The organism is Arthrobacter sp. T2-23 (genome assembly GCF_055398325.1).
In genome coordinates this window covers 1,162,903-1,179,301 of record NZ_AP027917.1, presented here as the reverse complement: position 1 = coordinate 1,179,301, position 16,399 = coordinate 1,162,903, and the positions used below count along the sequence as shown (strand labels likewise).

The following is a 16,399-nucleotide window of genomic DNA, read 5'->3' as shown; positions in this document are numbered from 1 at the left end:
CCAGCCCGTTGTCGCCCATTTGCCGGAGACGGCCGCTCAGGCGGGCCTCGCAGCGGCCACCTGCGGCAAGCGGACGCGGGGATCGACCCGCCCTGACCTCCGGGTGGTCAGCGGCGCTGCTCGGTCGGTTCGTGCCGGAGCACGTCCGGGAGTTCGTCCACATAGACCGTCTGGGGCGGTTCGAAGTAGATCACCAGCACCTCGTCCCCGATGGCGAAGACGCTCGTTTTGTCAAAGGGGTGGGCGTGGAACGCGCTGGTGCCGCCGCGGAAGGGCAGCATGACCTCCCCGATGGTGCCCGGCCCCACCCGTCCCGTGACCCGGCCGATCCTGCCGGTGAGGCTGCGGTCGACGTTCCTAGGCATCCGGAGCTTTCGGCGGCTGTTTGGCTGCCTGCCGGCCGTCCTTCAGCGCCGTCCGCAGCGCGGGCAGGTAGTCGCCCACCTGGGCCAGGATGCCGCCGATCATCCGGTTGATGCCCTCCCCGCCGTTGAGGACGGTGAGTTGCCCGACGTGGGCAAACGGCTCGGCGGCCGCCGCGATGATGGCGGGCATGTTTTCGGCCAGTTGCTGCGAGATGACCGCGTCCTGGTTGGTGCCGAGCGCTTCGCCGCGGGCCTTGATGCCTTCGGCCTCGGCCAGCGCCTTGGCCTTGATCGACGACGCCGTGGCGTCACCGCGGGCTTTTGTGGCGGCAGCTTCCGCTTCGCCGGTCACGCGGGTGGCCCCGGCTGCGGCCGCGGCCGCCGTGGCGTTGGCCTGCGCCTGGAGCTCGGTGCGCCGGGCGTTGACCTGGGCCTCAAGCTCGGTGCGGCGGGCCAGCGCCTCGGCCGCGCTGATGTCGGCGGATTTCTGGCCCTCGGCCTCGGTGCGCTTTGCGTAGGCCTTGGCATCCGCGGGTTTCCGGATGGTGGTCTGGAGTTTTTGTTCCTCGCGGTCCGCTTCGAGCTTCGCGACTTCGGTTTCCTGCACCACCACCTGCTGGCGGGCGGTCGCCTCCGCCAGCGGGCCGGCCTGGGCGGCGTTGGCCCGGGCGCGTTCGGCGTTGGCCTGCGCCTCCGACTGCTTGATCGCGGACAGGCTCTGCGCGTCGGCGATTTGCGCGGCCGCCTCCGCCTCCCGCTCGGCCGCCTCCCGGTTGCGGGTGGCTTCGGCGATCCGTGCTTCCATCTTGACCTGCGCGATGTGCGGCTTGGCGATGTTCTGGATGTAGCCTGTGGGGTCCTGGAGGTCCTTGATCTGGAGTGAGTCGACCACCAGGCCCAGCTTCTCCATCTCCACCCCGCTGGCGCTGCGGACCTGCGAGCCGAGTTTGTCGCGCTCGCGGATGATTTCCTCCACGGTCATGCTGCCGATGATGGACCGCAGGTGCCCCTCAAAGACGTTGTAGACCTGGCTTTGCATCTTGGGCTGCTGGCCGAGGAACCGGCGCGCGGCATTGGCGATGAAGGGCGGGGCGTCCCCGATCTTGTAGATCACTACGCCCTCGACAATCACCTGGATGCCCTGCGACGTCACGCAAGAGACCTTTAGTTCGGTCTCGTTCAAGGTCAGGGACAGGGTCCGCACGGTCTGCAGGCCGGGGAACACCAGGGCCCCCTTGCCGGTGACGATCTTGAAGTCCATGCCGTCCCTGGTCTCCAGGGTGCCGCGGGTCAGGCCGGAGATGATCAGCGCCTCGTTCGGCTCGGCCACCTTCCACATCAGCTTGATCGCCACCCAGACGACTGCGACGACGAGGAGCGCCCCGGCGAGGATCGCGAGGAACGGGATAAAGGTTGAGAAGTCCGGCATGGAAAACCTTTCAGGTCGGTGCGTCAGGCCAGTCTGGGGTGCCGCCGTCGAATAAGTCCAGCATTTGGGGCAAAGCCCTGCCCGCGGACGCGGGGAAAAGAGAAAGCTGGTGCGGACGCCTGAGTTACCTCGCAGCGTCCGCACCAGCAGGTAGTACGAATTATTGGATTGCTATGAAACGGTCCTCATTCGCGGCTCCCTTTTCCCGGTGTTCGCTTACCGGGTTTGTGCGTCATCGGCCAGATGCCTCGAAAGCAGCCAGCCGGCGCCAATCATGGCCACGCCCAGCACCAGGTGGGTCCAGTTGTCCATGGTGTTGAACGCAAGGAAATTGGCCGCCGACCCTACGCCGACGATCAGCCCGTAAACGCTGAAGATGATGTACAGCAGGCCAAAGCCCATAAGGAAGTTCCTAGCTCCCATGCCGTTGCGGGACATGGTCAAGCCGGTGGCGCCGATGGCCAGCTGGACGATGTTCAGCAGCATGGACACCTGGAACAGGCCGAGGAACATGGCCCGGGAATCGGGCCCGAAGAACCTCAGCTCGCTGTACTGCGTGGTGATGCCCGGGATGAACCCCAGGACGCCCACGACAATTAGGACAATACCCACACCCATGCCGACGTTTTGGACATCTGTCCGTCCGAAATGTACGCCGTGCGCATGTGGAGATGCGGTAGTCATTTTCTGCCTCCAACCAGTGATTGCGGACACTTTAAATTTTACGGCCGGGTAGGGGAAAAAGCGCCGCCGCGGGCCGCCCCGGCGGCTTGGAAATGCGGGGGAGAAAGCCTGTCGGAACGCCGGACACGGCCCGGCGCGTGGCACGATGGATCACGATGAAACTGCGCGCTGATCAGACCGGGGACCGTGGCCTTCCGATGCCTTTGTGGCTGCAGGGGGCGCTTGAGTCCGCGCAGGCGGCAGTAATATCCGCGCTCGCCGTGGTGGCACCCATCGTCGCGGTCTGGGCCACGGCCGGCTTCCGGGACAGCGGCTTTGAATTCCTCGCACGGCTCGCCGGCCAGGCGTGGCTGGTGGTCCACGGAGTACCCCTGCTGCTGGACACCGTCGGCGATGGCGCCGCAGCCCGGCCTGAATCCGGCGTCCTCTCGCTGGTCCCGCTGGGGCTCACCCTGATCCCGTTCCTGCTCGCCTGGCGCGCCGGCCGACGTCTGGCCAGGGCTTCCTACACCGACCAGCTTTGGCAGGCGCTGCTCGGCTCCTGGCTGATGTACGGCGCCTTCGGGTTCGCCACCGGCTTCGTCTGCCGCACCGCAGAGGTGGGCGTCAGCCTCTGGTACGCCTCGATCGTCCCGCTGATCCCCTTTGCCCTCGGCATGGTGATCGGGGCCCGGCGCGAGGCGGGTTCCTGGAGCCGGCTGATCGGCGTCGACGCCGTCGCCTGGCTCTCGCGCACCAGCCAGCACTCGCGCTGGGCCGGCTCTTACCTCGGCTCCGTCCTCAAGGCCGGGTTCGTGGCGGTGATGGCCAGCCTGGCGATGGCCGCCACCTTGCTCGCCGTCGACCTCCTCATTCACTGGAACCTCGTCATCGCGGTCTACGAAGCGCTCGACGCCGGCGCCGTGGGCGGTGCCGCCCTGACCATCGCGCAACTGGGCTACCTGCCCAACCTGGCCGTGTTTGCGCTCGCCTGGACGTCCGGCTCCGGCTTCGCCCTCGGCGTCGGCTCCCATGCCGGGCCGCTGGACACCGCCGTCGGGCCATTGCCCTCCATCCCGGTGTTCGCGGCGTTGCCTTCCGGCGCACTGGAGTACGGGTTTGTCGCCCTGGTGGTGCCGGCCCTCGCCGGTGTCCTGGCGGGCTGGTGGTTCCTGCGCGAAGGCGAAAACCACTTTGACGAATGGCTCTCCATCAAGGTCAAGGCGCGCTGGTTCACCGCCACGGTTTCCACCCTGGTCCTGGGTGCCATGACCGGCGCCGTGACGGGGCTGCTGGCCGCCGCGCTGGCGTGGCTGGCACGGGGATCGGCCGGGATTGGCAGGCTCACGGACATCGGTCCGGACCCGCTGATGACGGCGCTGTTCGTCGCGGTGGAAGCCGGCATCGGCGTCGTGATCGGCTACGCGGCCGGGCCGTGGCTCGAACGGCGGCAGAAACTGCATGAGGCGGACCTGGAGCTGGCCGCCGAGTCCGACTGATCCGGCAGCTGCGCTAGCGCAGCTGGGTGGGCATCGACTTTTCCAGCTCCGTCCGGCATGCCGAGGCGGCCTGCTGGGTGAGCGCATGCCGGGCGCATTGCTGGTAGTCCCGGATCTGGTTGAAGAACACCGCGGACACCATGATCATCAGGGCCATCACCACGGTGACCACCAAGCCGGAGATGGTTCCAAAAAGCACGAGGCGGGATTCCCGCAGTTTCGTGGCGCGGACCAGGAGCAGGACACCGAGCACCAGCCCCGCGACGGTCAGGAGCGCGGCGAGCCAAAGGTAGTTGACGTCCAACTGGAACACGAAGAACGCCCCGAGCACCGCCACGATGAACATGCGGAACAGGTTGTGCGTCCTGAGCAGCGACGCTTTTGCCGCCTCGCTCCGCGGATTCTGGCTCCGCGGGCTTCCGCCGGGGACGTGGGGTGAATTCATATTTTCCAGCGTACGCGAGCGGCCCCATAAGCTAAGGCAATGCGCATTGTTGTCCTCGTCTCCGGCACCGGCTCCAACCTCCAGGCCGTCATCGACGCCGTCAAGACCGGCGAGCTGGACGTTGAGCTCGCCGCCGTCGGGGCGGACCGGCCCGGAACCTACGGCGTGGAGCGCTCCGCCGCAGCCGGAATCCCGACCTTCGTGGTGGACTTCAAGGCCTACCCGGACCGCGCCGCCTGGAACGCCGCGCTCATCCGGGCCGTGGCCGAGTACCGGCCCGACGTCGTCGTCTCCTCGGGTTTTATGCGCATTGTCAGCGCGGACTTCATTGAGGCGTTCGGGGGCAGGTACCTGAACACCCACCCGGCCCTGCTGCCCGCGTTCCCCGGCGCGCACGGCGTCCGCGACGCCCTGGCCTACGGTGTGAAGGTCACGGGGTGCACGGTGCACTGGGCCGACGCCGGCGTGGACACCGGACCGATCATCGCGCAGGAGGCCGTGACCGTGGCGGACGGAGACACCGAGGAAACCCTGCACGAGCGGATCAAGACCGTGGAACGGCGGCTGCTGGTTTCGACCCTCAAGGCGCTCGCCGCCGCGGCGCCCGCCCTGCCTGCCCCAACTGACTAGCAGTAGGGGCCGTTCTGAACGCTCAGTCCGGTCGCTACTGCGGGTCAGTTGGGCTGGGCCGGCGGCCGGCTACTCCAGGCGGCGCTGCTTGGTCTCCGGGGCGAAGAACGCCATCCACAGCACCGAGAGAAGCACCAGGCCGCCGGCCAGGGCGAAGGACGTGGCCAGTCCCAGCTCGGGCCACAGGAAGGCGGCGAAGACCAGCGGCCCGAAGCCGGCGCCAAGCCGGGAAAACGTCGAGGCCCAGCCGAAGCCCGAGCCGCGCAGCTCCGTCGGGTACAGCTCCGACACGTAGGCGTAGAGCACCGGGATCGCCACCTGCACCACGAAGCCGAACACAAGCAGCCAGAAGACGGCCGCCGTCGGGATGTCCACGACGACGGCGACAATCACCAGCGTCAGCGCCGAGAGCGGGCCCGTAACGGCGAGGATCCACTTGCGGCCGGTCCGCTCCACCAGCAGCGCGGCGACCACCACGCCCAGGAGGCCGACGGCGGCCATCGACGCCGTGGTGAGGAACGCCTTGTATTCCTCGAAGCCGGCGCCGATCAGGATCCGCGGCATCCAGGTCAGCGACAGGTAGTAGACCAGCAGGATGGAAAAGAACAGGGCCCAGGCCGCCGTCGTGATCTTCCAGTTGAACTGCCAGAGCGCGCGGAGTTGGGTCCAGGCGCTGCCGGCGGAGAGCCGGGGTGCGTCCTGGGGTTCGGGCAGGCTGTAGACCCGGGCTTCGGCGCCGGTGGCCTCGACCAGGTCGTCGATCACCCTGGCGGCTTCCTCGCGGCGGCCCTTGCGGATCAGGAACAGCGGCGACTCCGGCACGCTGCGGCGGATCCAGAACACCAGCAGCGCGGGCAGCACCATGACAAGCATCGTGAGCCGCCAGTCCGCGAAGGCAGCGACGAGTCCGGCCGAGACGAAGCCGCAGAGCGCCGCGCCGATCGGCCACCAGCCGTCCATCGCGGTCAGGACCTTGCCGCGCTGTTTGCGGGGGGTGAACTCGCCCACCAGCGCGTAGTCCACCGGGATGCAGCCGCCCAGGCCGAACCCGGCCATGAACCGGAACACCACGAACCAGAGGAAGTCGGGGGAGAAGGCACCGAGGACCGTGAAGATCGAGAAGATCAGCAAGGTGGCGGTGAAGGCCTTTTTGCGGCCGATGGTGTCCGCAATGGTGCCCCAGACGAAGGCGCCCAGAGCCATGCCGATGAGGTTCGACGTGCCGATCCACGCGGCGTCGCCCGGGCTCAGCGACCAGTGTCTGGACAGCAGGGGAATGAGGATGCCGTTGAGCGTGACGTCCCAGGCATCGAACATGAAGCCCAGGCCGCCGATCAGGAAAATCCTGCCCTGGACCTTCCACCGCCACGGCAGTTCCTGGACCACCTGTTCGCCGCTGGGCACAGTGGTGTACGTATTCATCTCGGCCTCCTGTGAAAACTCTACGTCCCGGGGCGCGCCGGCGGTGAAGCTTCACACTCCGGCGCGCGGGCAGCCCCGCAGCCGCGACGCGATAAACTGGCCGCATCCCCACCACCCGCGGCCCCGCCGCGATATAAGACGGAGACTTTTGTGAGCTTTACGCAGCTTGACCGTGTATCCATCGACCGTGTTCCCATCCGCCGGGCCCTCATTTCGGTCTACGACAAGACCGGTCTGGAGGAACTCGCGAAGGGCCTGCACGAAGCCGGGGTCAAGATCGTCTCCACGGGCTCCACCGCCAAGAAGATCGCCGCCGCCGGAATCCCGGTCCAGGAAGTCGAAGAAGTCACCGGCTCCCCGGAAATGCTGGACGGCCGCGTCAAGACCCTGCACCCGCGCGTGCACGGCGGCATCCTCGCTGACCGCCGCGTCCCGGAGCACATGAAGACCCTCGAGGACATGGAGATCGAGCCGTTCGACCTCGTCGTCGTGAACCTCTACCCCTTTGTGGAGACCGTGAAGTCCGGCGCCGCACAGGACGACGTCGTCGAGCAGATCGACATCGGCGGCCCCGCGATGGTGCGTTCGGCCGCGAAGAACCACGCCGCCGTCGCGATCGTGGTGGACCCGTCATCCTACGGTGACGTGGTGGCGGCAGCCTCCTCGGGCGGCTTTGACCTGAAGACCAGGCGCCGGCTTGCCGCCAAGGCGTTTGCGCACACCGCGTCCTACGACACCGCCGTGGCCACCTGGACCGCCAGCCAGTTCCTCGACGGGGACGGCGACGGCGTGATCGACTGGCCCGCCTACGCCGGTCTTGCCCTGGAGCGCTCCGAGGTGCTCCGCTACGGCGAAAACCCGCACCAGCAGGCCGCCCTCTACGTGGACAAGGCCGCCCCGGCCGGCATCGCGCAGGCCGACCAGCTGCACGGCAAGGCGATGAGCTACAACAACTTCGTCGACGCCGACGCCGCCCTGCGCGCCGCCTACGACTTCGACGAGCCCGCCGTCGCCATCATTAAGCACGCCAACCCCTGCGGCGTGGCCGTTGGCTCCGCCTCCGCCGCGGACCCGATCGCCGATGCTCACGCCAAGGCCCACGCCTGCGACCCGGTCTCCGCGTTCGGCGGCGTGATCGCGGCCAACCGCACCGTCACCGCCGGCATGGCCCGGACCGTGGCCGGCATCTTCACCGAGGTCGTCATTGCCCCGGGCTTCGAGGACGAGGCCGTCGAAATCCTCTCCAAGAAGAAGAACATCCGCCTCCTGACCCTGCCCGAGGGCTACGGCCGCTACCCGACCGAGTTCCGCCAGGTCTCCGGCGGCATGCTGGTCCAGGCCACGGACAAGGTCGACGCCGAGGGCGACAACCCGGCCAACTGGACCCTCGCCGCGGGCGACGCCGCGGACGCCGCGACGCTGGCCGACCTCGCCTTCGCCTGGACCGCGTGCCGGGCGGCCAAGTCCAACGCGATCCTGCTCGCTGCCGAGGGCGCCGCCGTCGGCATCGGCATGGGCCAGGTCAACCGGCTCGATTCCTGCCGGCTCGCCGTCGAACGGGCCAACACCCTCGGGGTTTCGGTGAGCTCGGATGTGGAGGGCGCCGGCGGGGCCTCCAACGCCGATGCCACCGGCGCCCCCGAACGGGCCCGCGGTGCCGTCGCTGCTTCGGACGCCTTCTTCCCGTTCGCCGACGGCCTGCAGATCCTGATCGACGCCGGTGTCCGCGCCGTCGTGCAGCCCGGCGGCTCCGTCCGGGACGAGGAAGTCATTGCCGCCGCCAACGCCGCGGGGATCACGATGTACTTCACCGGCGCGCGCCACTTCTTCCACTAGGTTCCGCTAGGGGACATGCTCAACGGCTGCTCCGAAGAATGGACATGCCCTTCCTTCCGGGAGGGCATGTCCGTTTTTTGTGGCGTGTCCGGGTGCTGGGTTGTGGGGGAAGCGCGTGGAGTGATGCTGCGGGGTCCGGGCCAGCGACGCCGACGGGCATGCCCATTCTTCGCGCCTAGGGATGGGCATGGGTTTCAGGGCCGACGGACATGCTCATTCTTCGCGCCCAGGCGTGGGCATATGCACATTATGTCCACCGGTCGGCCCGAGCGATGGGCATGCCCGGTGCAGGGCGGCCCCAGCGATGGGCATGTCCATCAGCGGGGCCAGCGGCCCGGCACCCAGCAACCGCAAGCACACAGCAACGCGGGGTCAATGCGCCGCCCTGTCGAGGGGGACGGGCGGCAAGTGACCCCGCGTTGCTTTTTCCTTTCCTGGGTTGAGGGTTTCTCGGGGATGAGGGGCTTAGGAGGCTGCGGCGGTCGTGTAGGCCTGCTGGATGACCGAGCCCCAGTACGGTCCGTACATGGTGGTCGAGTTGCTGCCGTAGCCGTAGCTGTTGATGGAGTTCTGGTAGCCGGCGGAACTGGTGCCGATGAACCAGGGCCCGCCGGAGGATCCGCCGGTCATGCTGCAGGGGATGCCCTGGGTGTTGAACTGCGGGTTGTAAGGGTCGTTTGTGGCCTTGCCGCTGCAGCTTTTCAGCGATTCGCCATTGAACGGCGCGGCCGCCGGATACCCGAAGGACTTGTAGCTCAGGCCGCGGGCGGCATTGAACTGGACGCCGGAGGAACCGACGACGTCGGCGAGGTACTTGCCGTTGAGCGAGTTCATCACGGCGAAGCCGGTGTCATACGTCATGTCACCGCCGGAGCTCCACTGGGTCGGAGCGTACAGCGCCTTGGCCGTCCACTTGCCGTAGGGTGCGGCGCCATTGAGGTAGGCCGGGACGAAGGTGAAATTAGTGGCGAAGGCGCCAGGGCCCTCGTTGACGCAGTGCCCGGCCGTGGAGACGGTGCTCTTGTTCGAGGAAGTCACCGAGTTGCCTGAGCAGACGTAGTTGGAACCGGCCAGGGTGAAGAAAACCTTGCCGATGTGCGGGACGGGGCTCTCGCTGGCGTTGGTCTTGGTCTGCAGTTGCTTGGACTGCAGCGTCGGGGTGGTGCCCCCCACCTTCGCCGGAGCGCCGACCTCCACCGGCTTGCCGGCGTCAGTCTTTGCGGCGCCACGATCCATGGCCTTGGCCGCCAGCACGTCGCCTGGGATCGCGCTGCGCATGCGCTCCGCAGTCCAGTAATCGGCGCCGGTGCTCTCCGCGACGGTGTGGCTGCTGACGTCTGACGCGCCTACCACCGTATTGGCGGGGGCCGGTGTGGCCGACGCCGGGCCGGCCGCGCAGACCGCCAGGAGTGCGGCGGCGGAGAGGCTGAGGAGACTGGTGGCCAGAGTCTTGGGTGTTGTCATGGGTGTCCTAACCGGGAGGAATGCGGGGCGGCCAGCCGGGGCCGGCCGCTGTGATGGGTTAGAAACTACGCCAACTTGACGAATGGGTAAACCGATCTGTCAACATTTGTCACGCAAGATTTCCGCAGAGTTACTGCGATTTCGATGTCACGCTGGCCCGGGCGCCCGTCCCGGATAGCCGCCGATGTGGCCAACTCGGGTAAGTTAGAGCCGTTGAGATAACAAAGATTTCCGCAGACTTTCAGGGAGACGCCCGAGCAATGGCCAAGATTATCTATACCCACACCGACGAAGCGCCGATGCTGGCCACCTATTCGTTCTTGCCGATTGTCGAGGCGTTCGCCTCGACGGCCGGTGTGGAAGTGGAGACCCGCGACATTTCGCTAGCCGGCCGCATCATCGCCGTCTTCGGCGATTACCTCACCGAAGAGCAGCGCGTCAGCGACGCCCTGGCCGAACTGGGCGAGCTCGCCAAGACGCCCGAGGCCAACATCATCAAGCTCCCCAACATCAGCGCCTCCGTGCCGCAGCTGAAGGCAGCCATTGCCGAGCTGCAGGGCCAGGGCTACGCCCTGCCGGACTACCCGGACAACCCCGCCTCGGACGAGGAGACGGACGTCCGCTCCCGCTACGACAAGATCAAGGGCTCCGCCGTCAACCCGGTGCTCCGCGAGGGCAACTCCGACCGCCGCGCGCCGCTCTCGGTCAAGAACTACGCCCGCCAGAACCCGCACAGCATGGGCGCTTGGTCCCCCGAATCGAAGACCAACGTCGCCCACATGGATGCCGACGACTTCCGCTCCAACGAGAAGTCCGTCGTGATCGAGGCTGACACGAACCTCAAGATCCAGCTGGTCAAGGAAGACGGCACGGTCAAGGTCCTCAAGCGGGCCTTCCCCGTGCTGGCCGGCGAGGTCATCGACGGCACCGTGATGCGCGCCGCCGCACTGGACAGCTTCCTCGCCGCCCAGGTTGGCCGGGCCAAGGAAGAGGGCGTGCTCTTCTCCGCACACCTGAAGGCCACCATGATGAAGGTCTCGGACCCGATCATCTTCGGCCACGTCGTCAAGGCGTACTTCTCCGAGCTCTTCGCCACCTACGGCGAGCAGATCGCCGCGGCCGGCCTGAGCCCCAACAACGGCCTGGCCTCCATCCTCAACGGACTTGAGGACCTGCCGGAGGAAATCCGCGGCGACGTCGCGGCGGCCATTCAGAAGGGGCTCAACGACGGCCCCGAGCTGGCCATGGTTGATTCGGACAAGGGCATCACCAACCTGCACGTGCCGTCCGACGTGATCGTCGACGCTTCGATGCCGGCCATGATCCGCAGCTCCGGTCACATGTGGGGCCGCGACGGCCAGGAGGCCGACACCCTCGCCGTCCTGCCGGACAGCAGCTACGCCGGTATCTACCAGGTCGTCATCGACGACTGCCGTGCCAACGGCGCCTTCGACCCGACCACCATGGGCACCGTCCCGAACGTCGGCCTGATGGCCCAGGCGGCCGAGGAATACGGCAGCCACGACAAGACCTTCGAGATCCAGTCCGCCGGCACCGTCCAGGTGGCCGACGACGCCGGCGCCGTGCTGATCGAGCACCAGGTTGCCCCCGGCGACATCTGGCGCGCCTGCCAGACCAAGGACGTGCCGATCCGCGACTGGGTCAAGCTGGCCGTCACGCGCGCCCGCGCCTCCGCCACCCCCGCCGTCTTCTGGCTGGACAAGACCCGCGCCCACGACGCCCAGATGATCGCCAAGGTCGAGGAATACCTCAAGGACCACGACACCGAAGGCCTGCAGCTGGAAATCATGTCCCCGGATGAGGCCACGGCCTTCACCCTGGCACGCCTGCGCAAGGGCGAGGACACCATCTCGGTCACCGGCAACGTGCTCCGCGACTACCTCACGGACCTGTTCCCGATCCTCGAACTCGGCACCAGCGCCAAGATGCTCTCGATCGTCCCGCTGATCAACGGCGGCGGCCTGTTCGAGACCGGCGCCGGCGGCTCCGCTCCCAAGCACGTCCAGCAGCTGCTCAAGGAAAACCACCTGCGCTGGGACAGCCTGGGCGAGTTCCTGGCCCTCGCCGTGAGCTTCGAGCACCTCGCGACCTCCACGGGCAACGCCCGCGCACAGGTCCTGGCGGACACCCTGGACCGCGCCACCGGCACGTTCCTGCTGGAGGACAAGTCGCCCAAGCGCAAGGCCGGCGAGCTGGACAACCGCGGCAGCCACTTCTACCTCGCCAAGTTCTGGGCCGACGAGCTGGCACGCCAGAAGGACGACGCCGAGCTGGCCGCCGCCTTCGCCGCGGTCTCCGACGCGCTGAGCTCCAACGAGGAGACCATCGTCGGCGAACTGCTCTCCGTGCAGGGATCCCCGGTCGACATCGGCGGCTACTACCGTCCGGACGAGGCCAAGGTCTCCGCCGTGATGCGCCCCTCGGCCAAGTTCAGCGACGTGCTCTCCCTGCTGGGCTAGCCACCGCAACGACTCCGCAATAACGCCGCAATAACAAGGGCGCACCGGGAGGACCCGGTGCGCCCTTGGGCGTTTAAGCGGCCTCCGCGTCAGCGGTCGGAGGCCCTGCGGTTGCGGCGGTCGCCGGTTGTGCCGCCGTCGAAGGCCGGTTCGGTGGCCATGTCCGGATCGGTGTTCAGCGACCCGGAGGCACCGACGACGTCGTAGCCGGTGTCGGTCAGCAGCGGCGCCGCGGGCAGCTGCCCATCCACCTCGCCGCCGCTCACGCGCTCGCGCCAGGCACCCGTTTCGAAGTCCCGGCCCTCAATGAAAGTCTTGAACCGCTGCAGGTCTGCGCCGACCTGCCGGGAGTCGAGGCCGACGGCGGCGCCGATTTTCTCGGTCGCCGAGCCGGGCTCCCAGCTGAGTTCGACGTCGACCCTGGTTTCCGCCGGTCCGAGTTCCGCGAACCGCACCGTGCCTGCGTTGCGGGGACCGTCAAGGCTCTCCCACGACACCTGCCGGTCGGGGTCCTGGCTGGTGATCCGGGCGTCGTAGGCGCGCTTGACCCCGCCGATGCTGGTTTGGAAGTGGACCGTGGTGTCATCGAGTTGCCTGACGGCGTCGACGCCGCTCATGAACTGCGGGAAGTCCTCAAACTGGGTCCACTGGTTGTAGGCCTGGCTCAGGGGAACGTTCACATTGATGGATTCCTGGACTGTTGCCATGTTTGTTTCACTCCTTCAGTCGGCGGCCGGCAGGCCGGTTTCGGCCTGACTGACCAAGCTAGCCGGAACCGGCCGAGAGGGAAAGCCCGGAGTGGCTAGCCGCCGCCTTTGCCTTTGCCCTTAGCTTTGCCGTTATCGGCGGGCGCCGGTGCGGGCGCCGGTGCGGGCGCCGGCGCTTGGGCCGCTGCCTGATCCGCCGCCGCCTTCGCTGCCGCTTCCTGGGCGGCGGCCTGGGCTGCCGCCGCGGCCTTCGCGGCCTCGGCCGCAGCCGCTTGTTGTTGGGCAATCTTGGCCGTGAGATCGGCGCGGACGACATCAACCGACGCCTTGATGCTCTGGTGGCGCTTGAAGGACACCTTTCCGTCCGCGGCGGCCGCGTCGAGCTTGGCCATAAGTTCGTCCAGGAGCTTCAGCGCGCCGGCGGAGTCCTCGGTGGCCGCCGCCTCGGTGACGGCGAGGACCTGGGACTGGAGTTGCGTGGCCGCCGCGGTGTCCAGTTCGGGCGCCGCCCCGGCACAGCCGGAGAGCGAGCCCGCGACCAGGAAGGCCGTCAGCACGGGCGCGGCCAGTGCCGGGCTCCAACGCCGTGTGCTTTTGCCGATCATGGTTGCACGCTCTTCTGCAGTTGTTTCAGGTGTTCCCCCAGGTCGCCGGTGACGGCGGGGTAGGGGACGACGACGGGTGCCGGCTTCGGGGCGGCCAGGATGGTGGCGGCGACGGCGATTGCCGCGAGGAGCGCGAGCATGGCCAGGACCAGGGCGACCTTGGTGCGCCGACGGCTCGCACGGAACCGGGCGAGCCAGCGGGAGGGGACACCCCGGCCGTCTGCACGGCCAGCAGCCGGGACGTCGGGGTTCAGGGCGTAGCGGGGGTGCGTTTGCCCGTCCAGGCGGGGAGCGGCGTCGACGGAATCCTGGGCGGCGGTCTGGGCGGTGTTCCGTGCGGTTCCGGGACCCGTGTCCTGCGCCGACCGCGGTGCCCGGGCGGGCGGGGCAGGCAGCACCCGGGTGCGCTCTTCGGCCAGGGCACCCGGCAGCGAGTCGGGGGAGATCAGCGCCTGGCGCAGGGCCGTCTCCAGCTCGGCGGCCGCCGGACGGTCCAAGGGGTCCAGCGCGGTCATCGCCCGGATCAGCGCGGCCCACTCCGCCGGAACACTGTCCGGAATGACAGGGGCACGGTGCAACCGGGCCACCGCGGACTCGACGGCGCTTCCCGGGTATTCGACCGAACCCTTGATGCACTCCAGCAGGACCAGGCCGAGCGAGTAGATGTCGCTGGCCGGACCCATGTCTGCGCCGCGGGCCTGCTCGGGGCTCAGGTACGCCGCCGTACCCACCATGGTCCCGGTAGCGGTGAGTCGGGTTCCGTCCACGATCCTGGCAATGCCGAAATCGGTCAGCTTCGGCCGCAGCGGCTCGCCGGGCCGGACCTGCACCAGCAGGACATTCGCCGGCTTGATGTCGCGGTGGATGATGCCGAGGGAATGGACGTAGGCGAGGGCGTCCGCGAGTCCCGCCCCGATGACGGCAAGCTCGTCGAGCGGCACGGGACTGTGCCGGATCCGGCTCCGGAGGTCCTGGCCGTCCACCAGTTCCATGGTCAGGAAGGGCCTCGGCTCCTCCGGGATCCGCGTGTCTGTGCCGGCGTCGAACAGCGTCACCAGGCTCGGATGGTTCAACGTGGCCAGCAGTTCGATTTCGGCCTGCTGCCGCTTGAGCTCATCGGCATCGGCGGACTGCGGAGCGAACAGCTTCAGCGCGACGTCCCGGCCCAGGTTCTCGTCCCGGGCCGAGTACACGGAGGCCATGCCGCCCCTGCCGACCACTTCCCCAAGCCGGTAGCGGCCGCTCAGAATCTCTGTCGTGACCCCGCTGGGCGAAGCGTCCACGATGTTACCCCGTCCCTCTCATCGGCGCCGTGGTGGCGCCCCTAAAGAATAATACGGGTACGGGTACGGGTATCGCGGTCCAGCATGGCGCTGTTCCGCCCACTTGGCATAGGGGTTGATGTATCCACCTTTCGCTCGTAGGGAAGAGGCTTCGCCGTTGCCTGTGAGGCCGTTGGATCCCCCAGCGGACCCAACGACATCGCTCCGGCGGTTAAGGGACCAGGACAGGAGCGGCCACGCGCTACGGCGGACGTTCTGCGTGCGGGGGTATCACTTGGATGCGGCGAAGCTGAAGGGATGCGCGCGGGGCCAGCGCGGGCCGGTTCGCGGACGGCGCTGAGACGGGGCGCCTAGGCGAAACGGGGGTGCCGGTGATCCGGTCGCGGACGGTGAGATCCATGGGAAATTCTCCTGAATGACTGACGGCGGGCGCACATGGCAGCCCGAAGGACCGTGCTCTGCGCAGAAAATTGGCAGAGAACGGCCCTTCTAGTCAGGAGAAGATCCGGGATCGGCGGCGTCGGCAGGATGGACGTGCTGGAGCGGGCCGCTGATGGGGTCGGCGCCCATGGGGGGAATGAAGAACAGTGAACCCGGCAGCCAGGCCAGGGCGCCGGACGTGCCGCTGGAGGCGGCTCCGCTGCCAGAACCCGAGCCCGGAACCGGCGGCAGGGCACTGGGCGCCGGGAGGCCGGTTCCGCCACCCCAAGGGCGCGGGCCGTCGTTCCCCCCGGCCGGCGCCGTCGGCGCGGCCGGGGCGTTGCCGCCGGCCGGGACGGGGCTGGCGGGTACTGGATTCTCTGCGGGCGGGGCGCCGGCCGGACTGCCCGCGTCGTGAGGTTCCGGCAGGACCATGAGCGGAACATAGGCCTGGCGTACAGTCGCGTATCCGGTCGAATTGGCCATGCCGGGCGGGGGCTGCGCTGCCGCCCCGGGGCCGCAGGCCAGCGCGGGGTCGGCAGGGAACACGGCCGCCACCGTTTCCATCGGCAGGACAACAGGCACCGGCGCCGGCGACGCCGGTGCCGGGGTGGTCCCGGGGGCGGGCGCAGGGACTGGGACCGTCGGCGGCGTACCGGGCACTGCGGGCCCGGGAGCCGGCACTGCCGGGACCCCACCGGGCAACGGCGCCGTCGGCGTGGTACCCGTTGCGGGCTGGCCCACCGGAAGCGTGGGGTTCGGGGCCGGTTGAACCACCGGGACACCTGGCAGGCCGCCAGGGTGCCGGGCCGGGTCGGTCACCGGATCCGGGGCCGGGAGGGCAGGGTCGACGACCGGCGGCGCGGGTGTGGGCTCAGGGACGGGGGCTGGCGCCGGTGCTGGCGCAGGAACGGGGGCCGGGGCAGGTGACGGGGTAGGGGCAGGCGCGGGCATGGGGCCAGGCACCGCAGGCGGAGTGGCCACCGGGCCGGTTGCCGGCGGGACCGGGGGCGGGCTTTCAGCCGCGGGCGGGGCAGGGGCCGGCGCTGGGGCTGCGGGCGGTGCCGGCAAGGTCACCGGTGCGACGGGCGGGGCCGGCTGCGCCACGGGCGGGGGCGGCGGGGCCGGAGGCATAGGCGCCGGTGGCAGGT

Annotated in this window: 14 protein-coding genes; 4 read left to right on the top strand and 10 right to left on the bottom strand. The window is 68.6% G+C overall.

What is annotated here, in order from left to right; all coding sequences use genetic code 11:
• Nucleotides 1-107: 107 nt before the first annotated feature.
• The 3 genes from ACZ5Z0_RS05410 to ACZ5Z0_RS05400 form a co-directional block, all read right to left on the bottom strand.
• Complete coding sequence (locus ACZ5Z0_RS05410; protein WP_464110211.1) at nt 108-365, bottom strand: hypothetical protein; 258 nt, start codon at nt 363-365, stop codon at nt 108-110.
• The gene (locus ACZ5Z0_RS05405) at nt 358-1,794 is read right to left on the bottom strand and encodes a flotillin family protein (RefSeq protein ID WP_464110210.1); all 1,437 of its coding nucleotides are present in this window, start codon (nt 1,792-1,794) and stop codon (nt 358-360) included. Before ACZ5Z0_RS05405 ends, ACZ5Z0_RS05410 begins: the two co-directional genes overlap by 8 nt.
• Before the next feature lie 216 nt (nt 1,795-2,010).
• The gene (locus ACZ5Z0_RS05400; protein WP_138770046.1) at nt 2,011-2,478 is read right to left on the bottom strand and encodes a DUF4383 domain-containing protein; all 468 of its coding nucleotides are present in this window, start codon (nt 2,476-2,478) and stop codon (nt 2,011-2,013) included.
• A gap of 155 nt (nt 2,479-2,633) precedes the next feature.
• Here ACZ5Z0_RS05400 and ACZ5Z0_RS05395 point away from each other — a divergent pair, with 155 nt between their 5' ends.
• Nucleotides 2,634-3,956 (top strand): cell division protein PerM, encoded by a 1,323-nt coding sequence (locus tag ACZ5Z0_RS05395; RefSeq protein WP_464110209.1) that lies wholly within the window; start codon nt 2,634-2,636, stop codon nt 3,954-3,956.
• Nucleotides 3,957-3,969: 13 nt separating this feature from the next.
• Here the strand turns inward: ACZ5Z0_RS05395 and ACZ5Z0_RS05390 are convergent, their stop codons facing one another.
• On the bottom strand, nt 3,970-4,401 hold the full coding sequence (locus ACZ5Z0_RS05390; protein WP_464110208.1) for a hypothetical protein: 432 nt from the start codon (nt 4,399-4,401) through the stop codon (nt 3,970-3,972).
• A 39-nt stretch (nt 4,402-4,440) separates the two neighbouring features.
• On the opposite strand from ACZ5Z0_RS05390, the gene purN reads away from it, so the two are divergent.
• Nucleotides 4,441-5,031 (top strand): phosphoribosylglycinamide formyltransferase, encoded by a 591-nt coding sequence (gene purN, locus ACZ5Z0_RS05385; RefSeq protein ID WP_464110207.1) that lies wholly within the window; start codon nt 4,441-4,443, stop codon nt 5,029-5,031.
• A gap of 69 nt (nt 5,032-5,100) precedes the next feature.
• Here the strand turns inward: purN and ACZ5Z0_RS05380 are convergent, their stop codons facing one another.
• Entirely contained in the window at nt 5,101-6,453 is a 1,353-nt protein-coding gene (locus tag ACZ5Z0_RS05380; RefSeq protein ID WP_464110206.1) for an MFS transporter, read from the bottom strand.
• A gap of 150 nt (nt 6,454-6,603) precedes the next feature.
• Here ACZ5Z0_RS05380 and purH point away from each other — a divergent pair, with 150 nt between their 5' ends.
• On the top strand, nt 6,604-8,289 hold the full coding sequence (gene purH, locus ACZ5Z0_RS05375) for a bifunctional phosphoribosylaminoimidazolecarboxamide formyltransferase/IMP cyclohydrolase (RefSeq protein ID WP_464110205.1): 1,686 nt from the start codon (nt 6,604-6,606) through the stop codon (nt 8,287-8,289).
• Nucleotides 8,290-8,754: 465 nt separating this feature from the next.
• Here purH and ACZ5Z0_RS05370 read toward each other — a convergent pair whose 3' ends face one another.
• A complete protein-coding gene (locus tag ACZ5Z0_RS05370; RefSeq protein WP_464110204.1) occupies nt 8,755-9,753 on the bottom strand; it encodes a trypsin-like serine peptidase in 999 nt (332 codons plus the stop codon).
• 260 nt (nt 9,754-10,013) lie between these two features.
• Here ACZ5Z0_RS05370 and ACZ5Z0_RS05365 point away from each other — a divergent pair, with 260 nt between their 5' ends.
• Nucleotides 10,014-12,233: an NADP-dependent isocitrate dehydrogenase gene (locus ACZ5Z0_RS05365; protein ID WP_464110203.1), complete on the top strand. Its 2,220-nt coding sequence runs from the start codon at nt 10,014-10,016 to the stop codon at nt 12,231-12,233.
• Between the two features lie 89 nt (nt 12,234-12,322).
• Here ACZ5Z0_RS05365 and ACZ5Z0_RS05360 read toward each other — a convergent pair whose 3' ends face one another.
• The 4 genes from ACZ5Z0_RS05360 to ACZ5Z0_RS05345 form a co-directional block, all read right to left on the bottom strand.
• Nucleotides 12,323-12,940 (bottom strand): SRPBCC family protein, encoded by a 618-nt coding sequence (locus tag ACZ5Z0_RS05360; RefSeq protein ID WP_464110202.1) that lies wholly within the window; start codon nt 12,938-12,940, stop codon nt 12,323-12,325.
• 95 nt (nt 12,941-13,035) lie between these two features.
• On the bottom strand, nt 13,036-13,545 hold the full coding sequence (locus ACZ5Z0_RS05355; RefSeq protein ID WP_464110201.1) for a mucin-associated surface protein: 510 nt from the start codon (nt 13,543-13,545) through the stop codon (nt 13,036-13,038).
• The gene (locus tag ACZ5Z0_RS05350; protein ID WP_464110729.1) at nt 13,542-14,831 is read right to left on the bottom strand and encodes a serine/threonine-protein kinase; all 1,290 of its coding nucleotides are present in this window, start codon (nt 14,829-14,831) and stop codon (nt 13,542-13,544) included. Before ACZ5Z0_RS05350 ends, ACZ5Z0_RS05355 begins: the two co-directional genes overlap by 4 nt.
• 486 nt (nt 14,832-15,317) lie before the next feature.
• Nucleotides 15,318-15,833, bottom strand: coding sequence for a hypothetical protein (locus tag ACZ5Z0_RS05345; RefSeq protein ID WP_464110200.1), 516 nt, complete (start codon nt 15,831-15,833; stop codon nt 15,318-15,320).
• Nucleotides 15,834-16,399: the final 566 nt, after the last annotated feature.

Excerpts from the sequence above, each read along its gene's own strand:
- ACZ5Z0_RS05410 (WP_464110211.1), bottom strand. The coding sequence starts at position 365 with ATGCCTAGGAACGTCGACCGCAGCCTCACCGGCAGGATCGGCCGGGTC.
- ACZ5Z0_RS05405 (WP_464110210.1), bottom strand. The coding sequence starts at position 1,794 with ATGCCGGACTTCTCAACCTTTATCCCGTTCCTCGCGATCCTCGCCGGG.
- ACZ5Z0_RS05400 (WP_138770046.1), bottom strand. The coding sequence starts at position 2,478 with ATGACTACCGCATCTCCACATGCGCACGGCGTACATTTCGGACGGACA.
- ACZ5Z0_RS05395 (WP_464110209.1), top strand. The coding sequence starts at position 2,634 with ATGAAACTGCGCGCTGATCAGACCGGGGACCGTGGCCTTCCGATGCCT.
- ACZ5Z0_RS05390 (WP_464110208.1), bottom strand. The coding sequence starts at position 4,401 with ATGAATTCACCCCACGTCCCCGGCGGAAGCCCGCGGAGCCAGAATCCG.
- purN (WP_464110207.1), top strand. The coding sequence starts at position 4,441 with ATGCGCATTGTTGTCCTCGTCTCCGGCACCGGCTCCAACCTCCAGGCC.
- ACZ5Z0_RS05380 (WP_464110206.1), bottom strand. The coding sequence starts at position 6,453 with ATGAATACGTACACCACTGTGCCCAGCGGCGAACAGGTGGTCCAGGAA.
- ACZ5Z0_RS05370 (WP_464110204.1), bottom strand. The coding sequence starts at position 9,753 with ATGACAACACCCAAGACTCTGGCCACCAGTCTCCTCAGCCTCTCCGCC.
- ACZ5Z0_RS05365 (WP_464110203.1), top strand. The coding sequence starts at position 10,014 with ATGGCCAAGATTATCTATACCCACACCGACGAAGCGCCGATGCTGGCC.
- ACZ5Z0_RS05360 (WP_464110202.1), bottom strand. The coding sequence starts at position 12,940 with ATGGCAACAGTCCAGGAATCCATCAATGTGAACGTTCCCCTGAGCCAG.
- ACZ5Z0_RS05355 (WP_464110201.1), bottom strand. The coding sequence starts at position 13,545 with ATGATCGGCAAAAGCACACGGCGTTGGAGCCCGGCACTGGCCGCGCCC.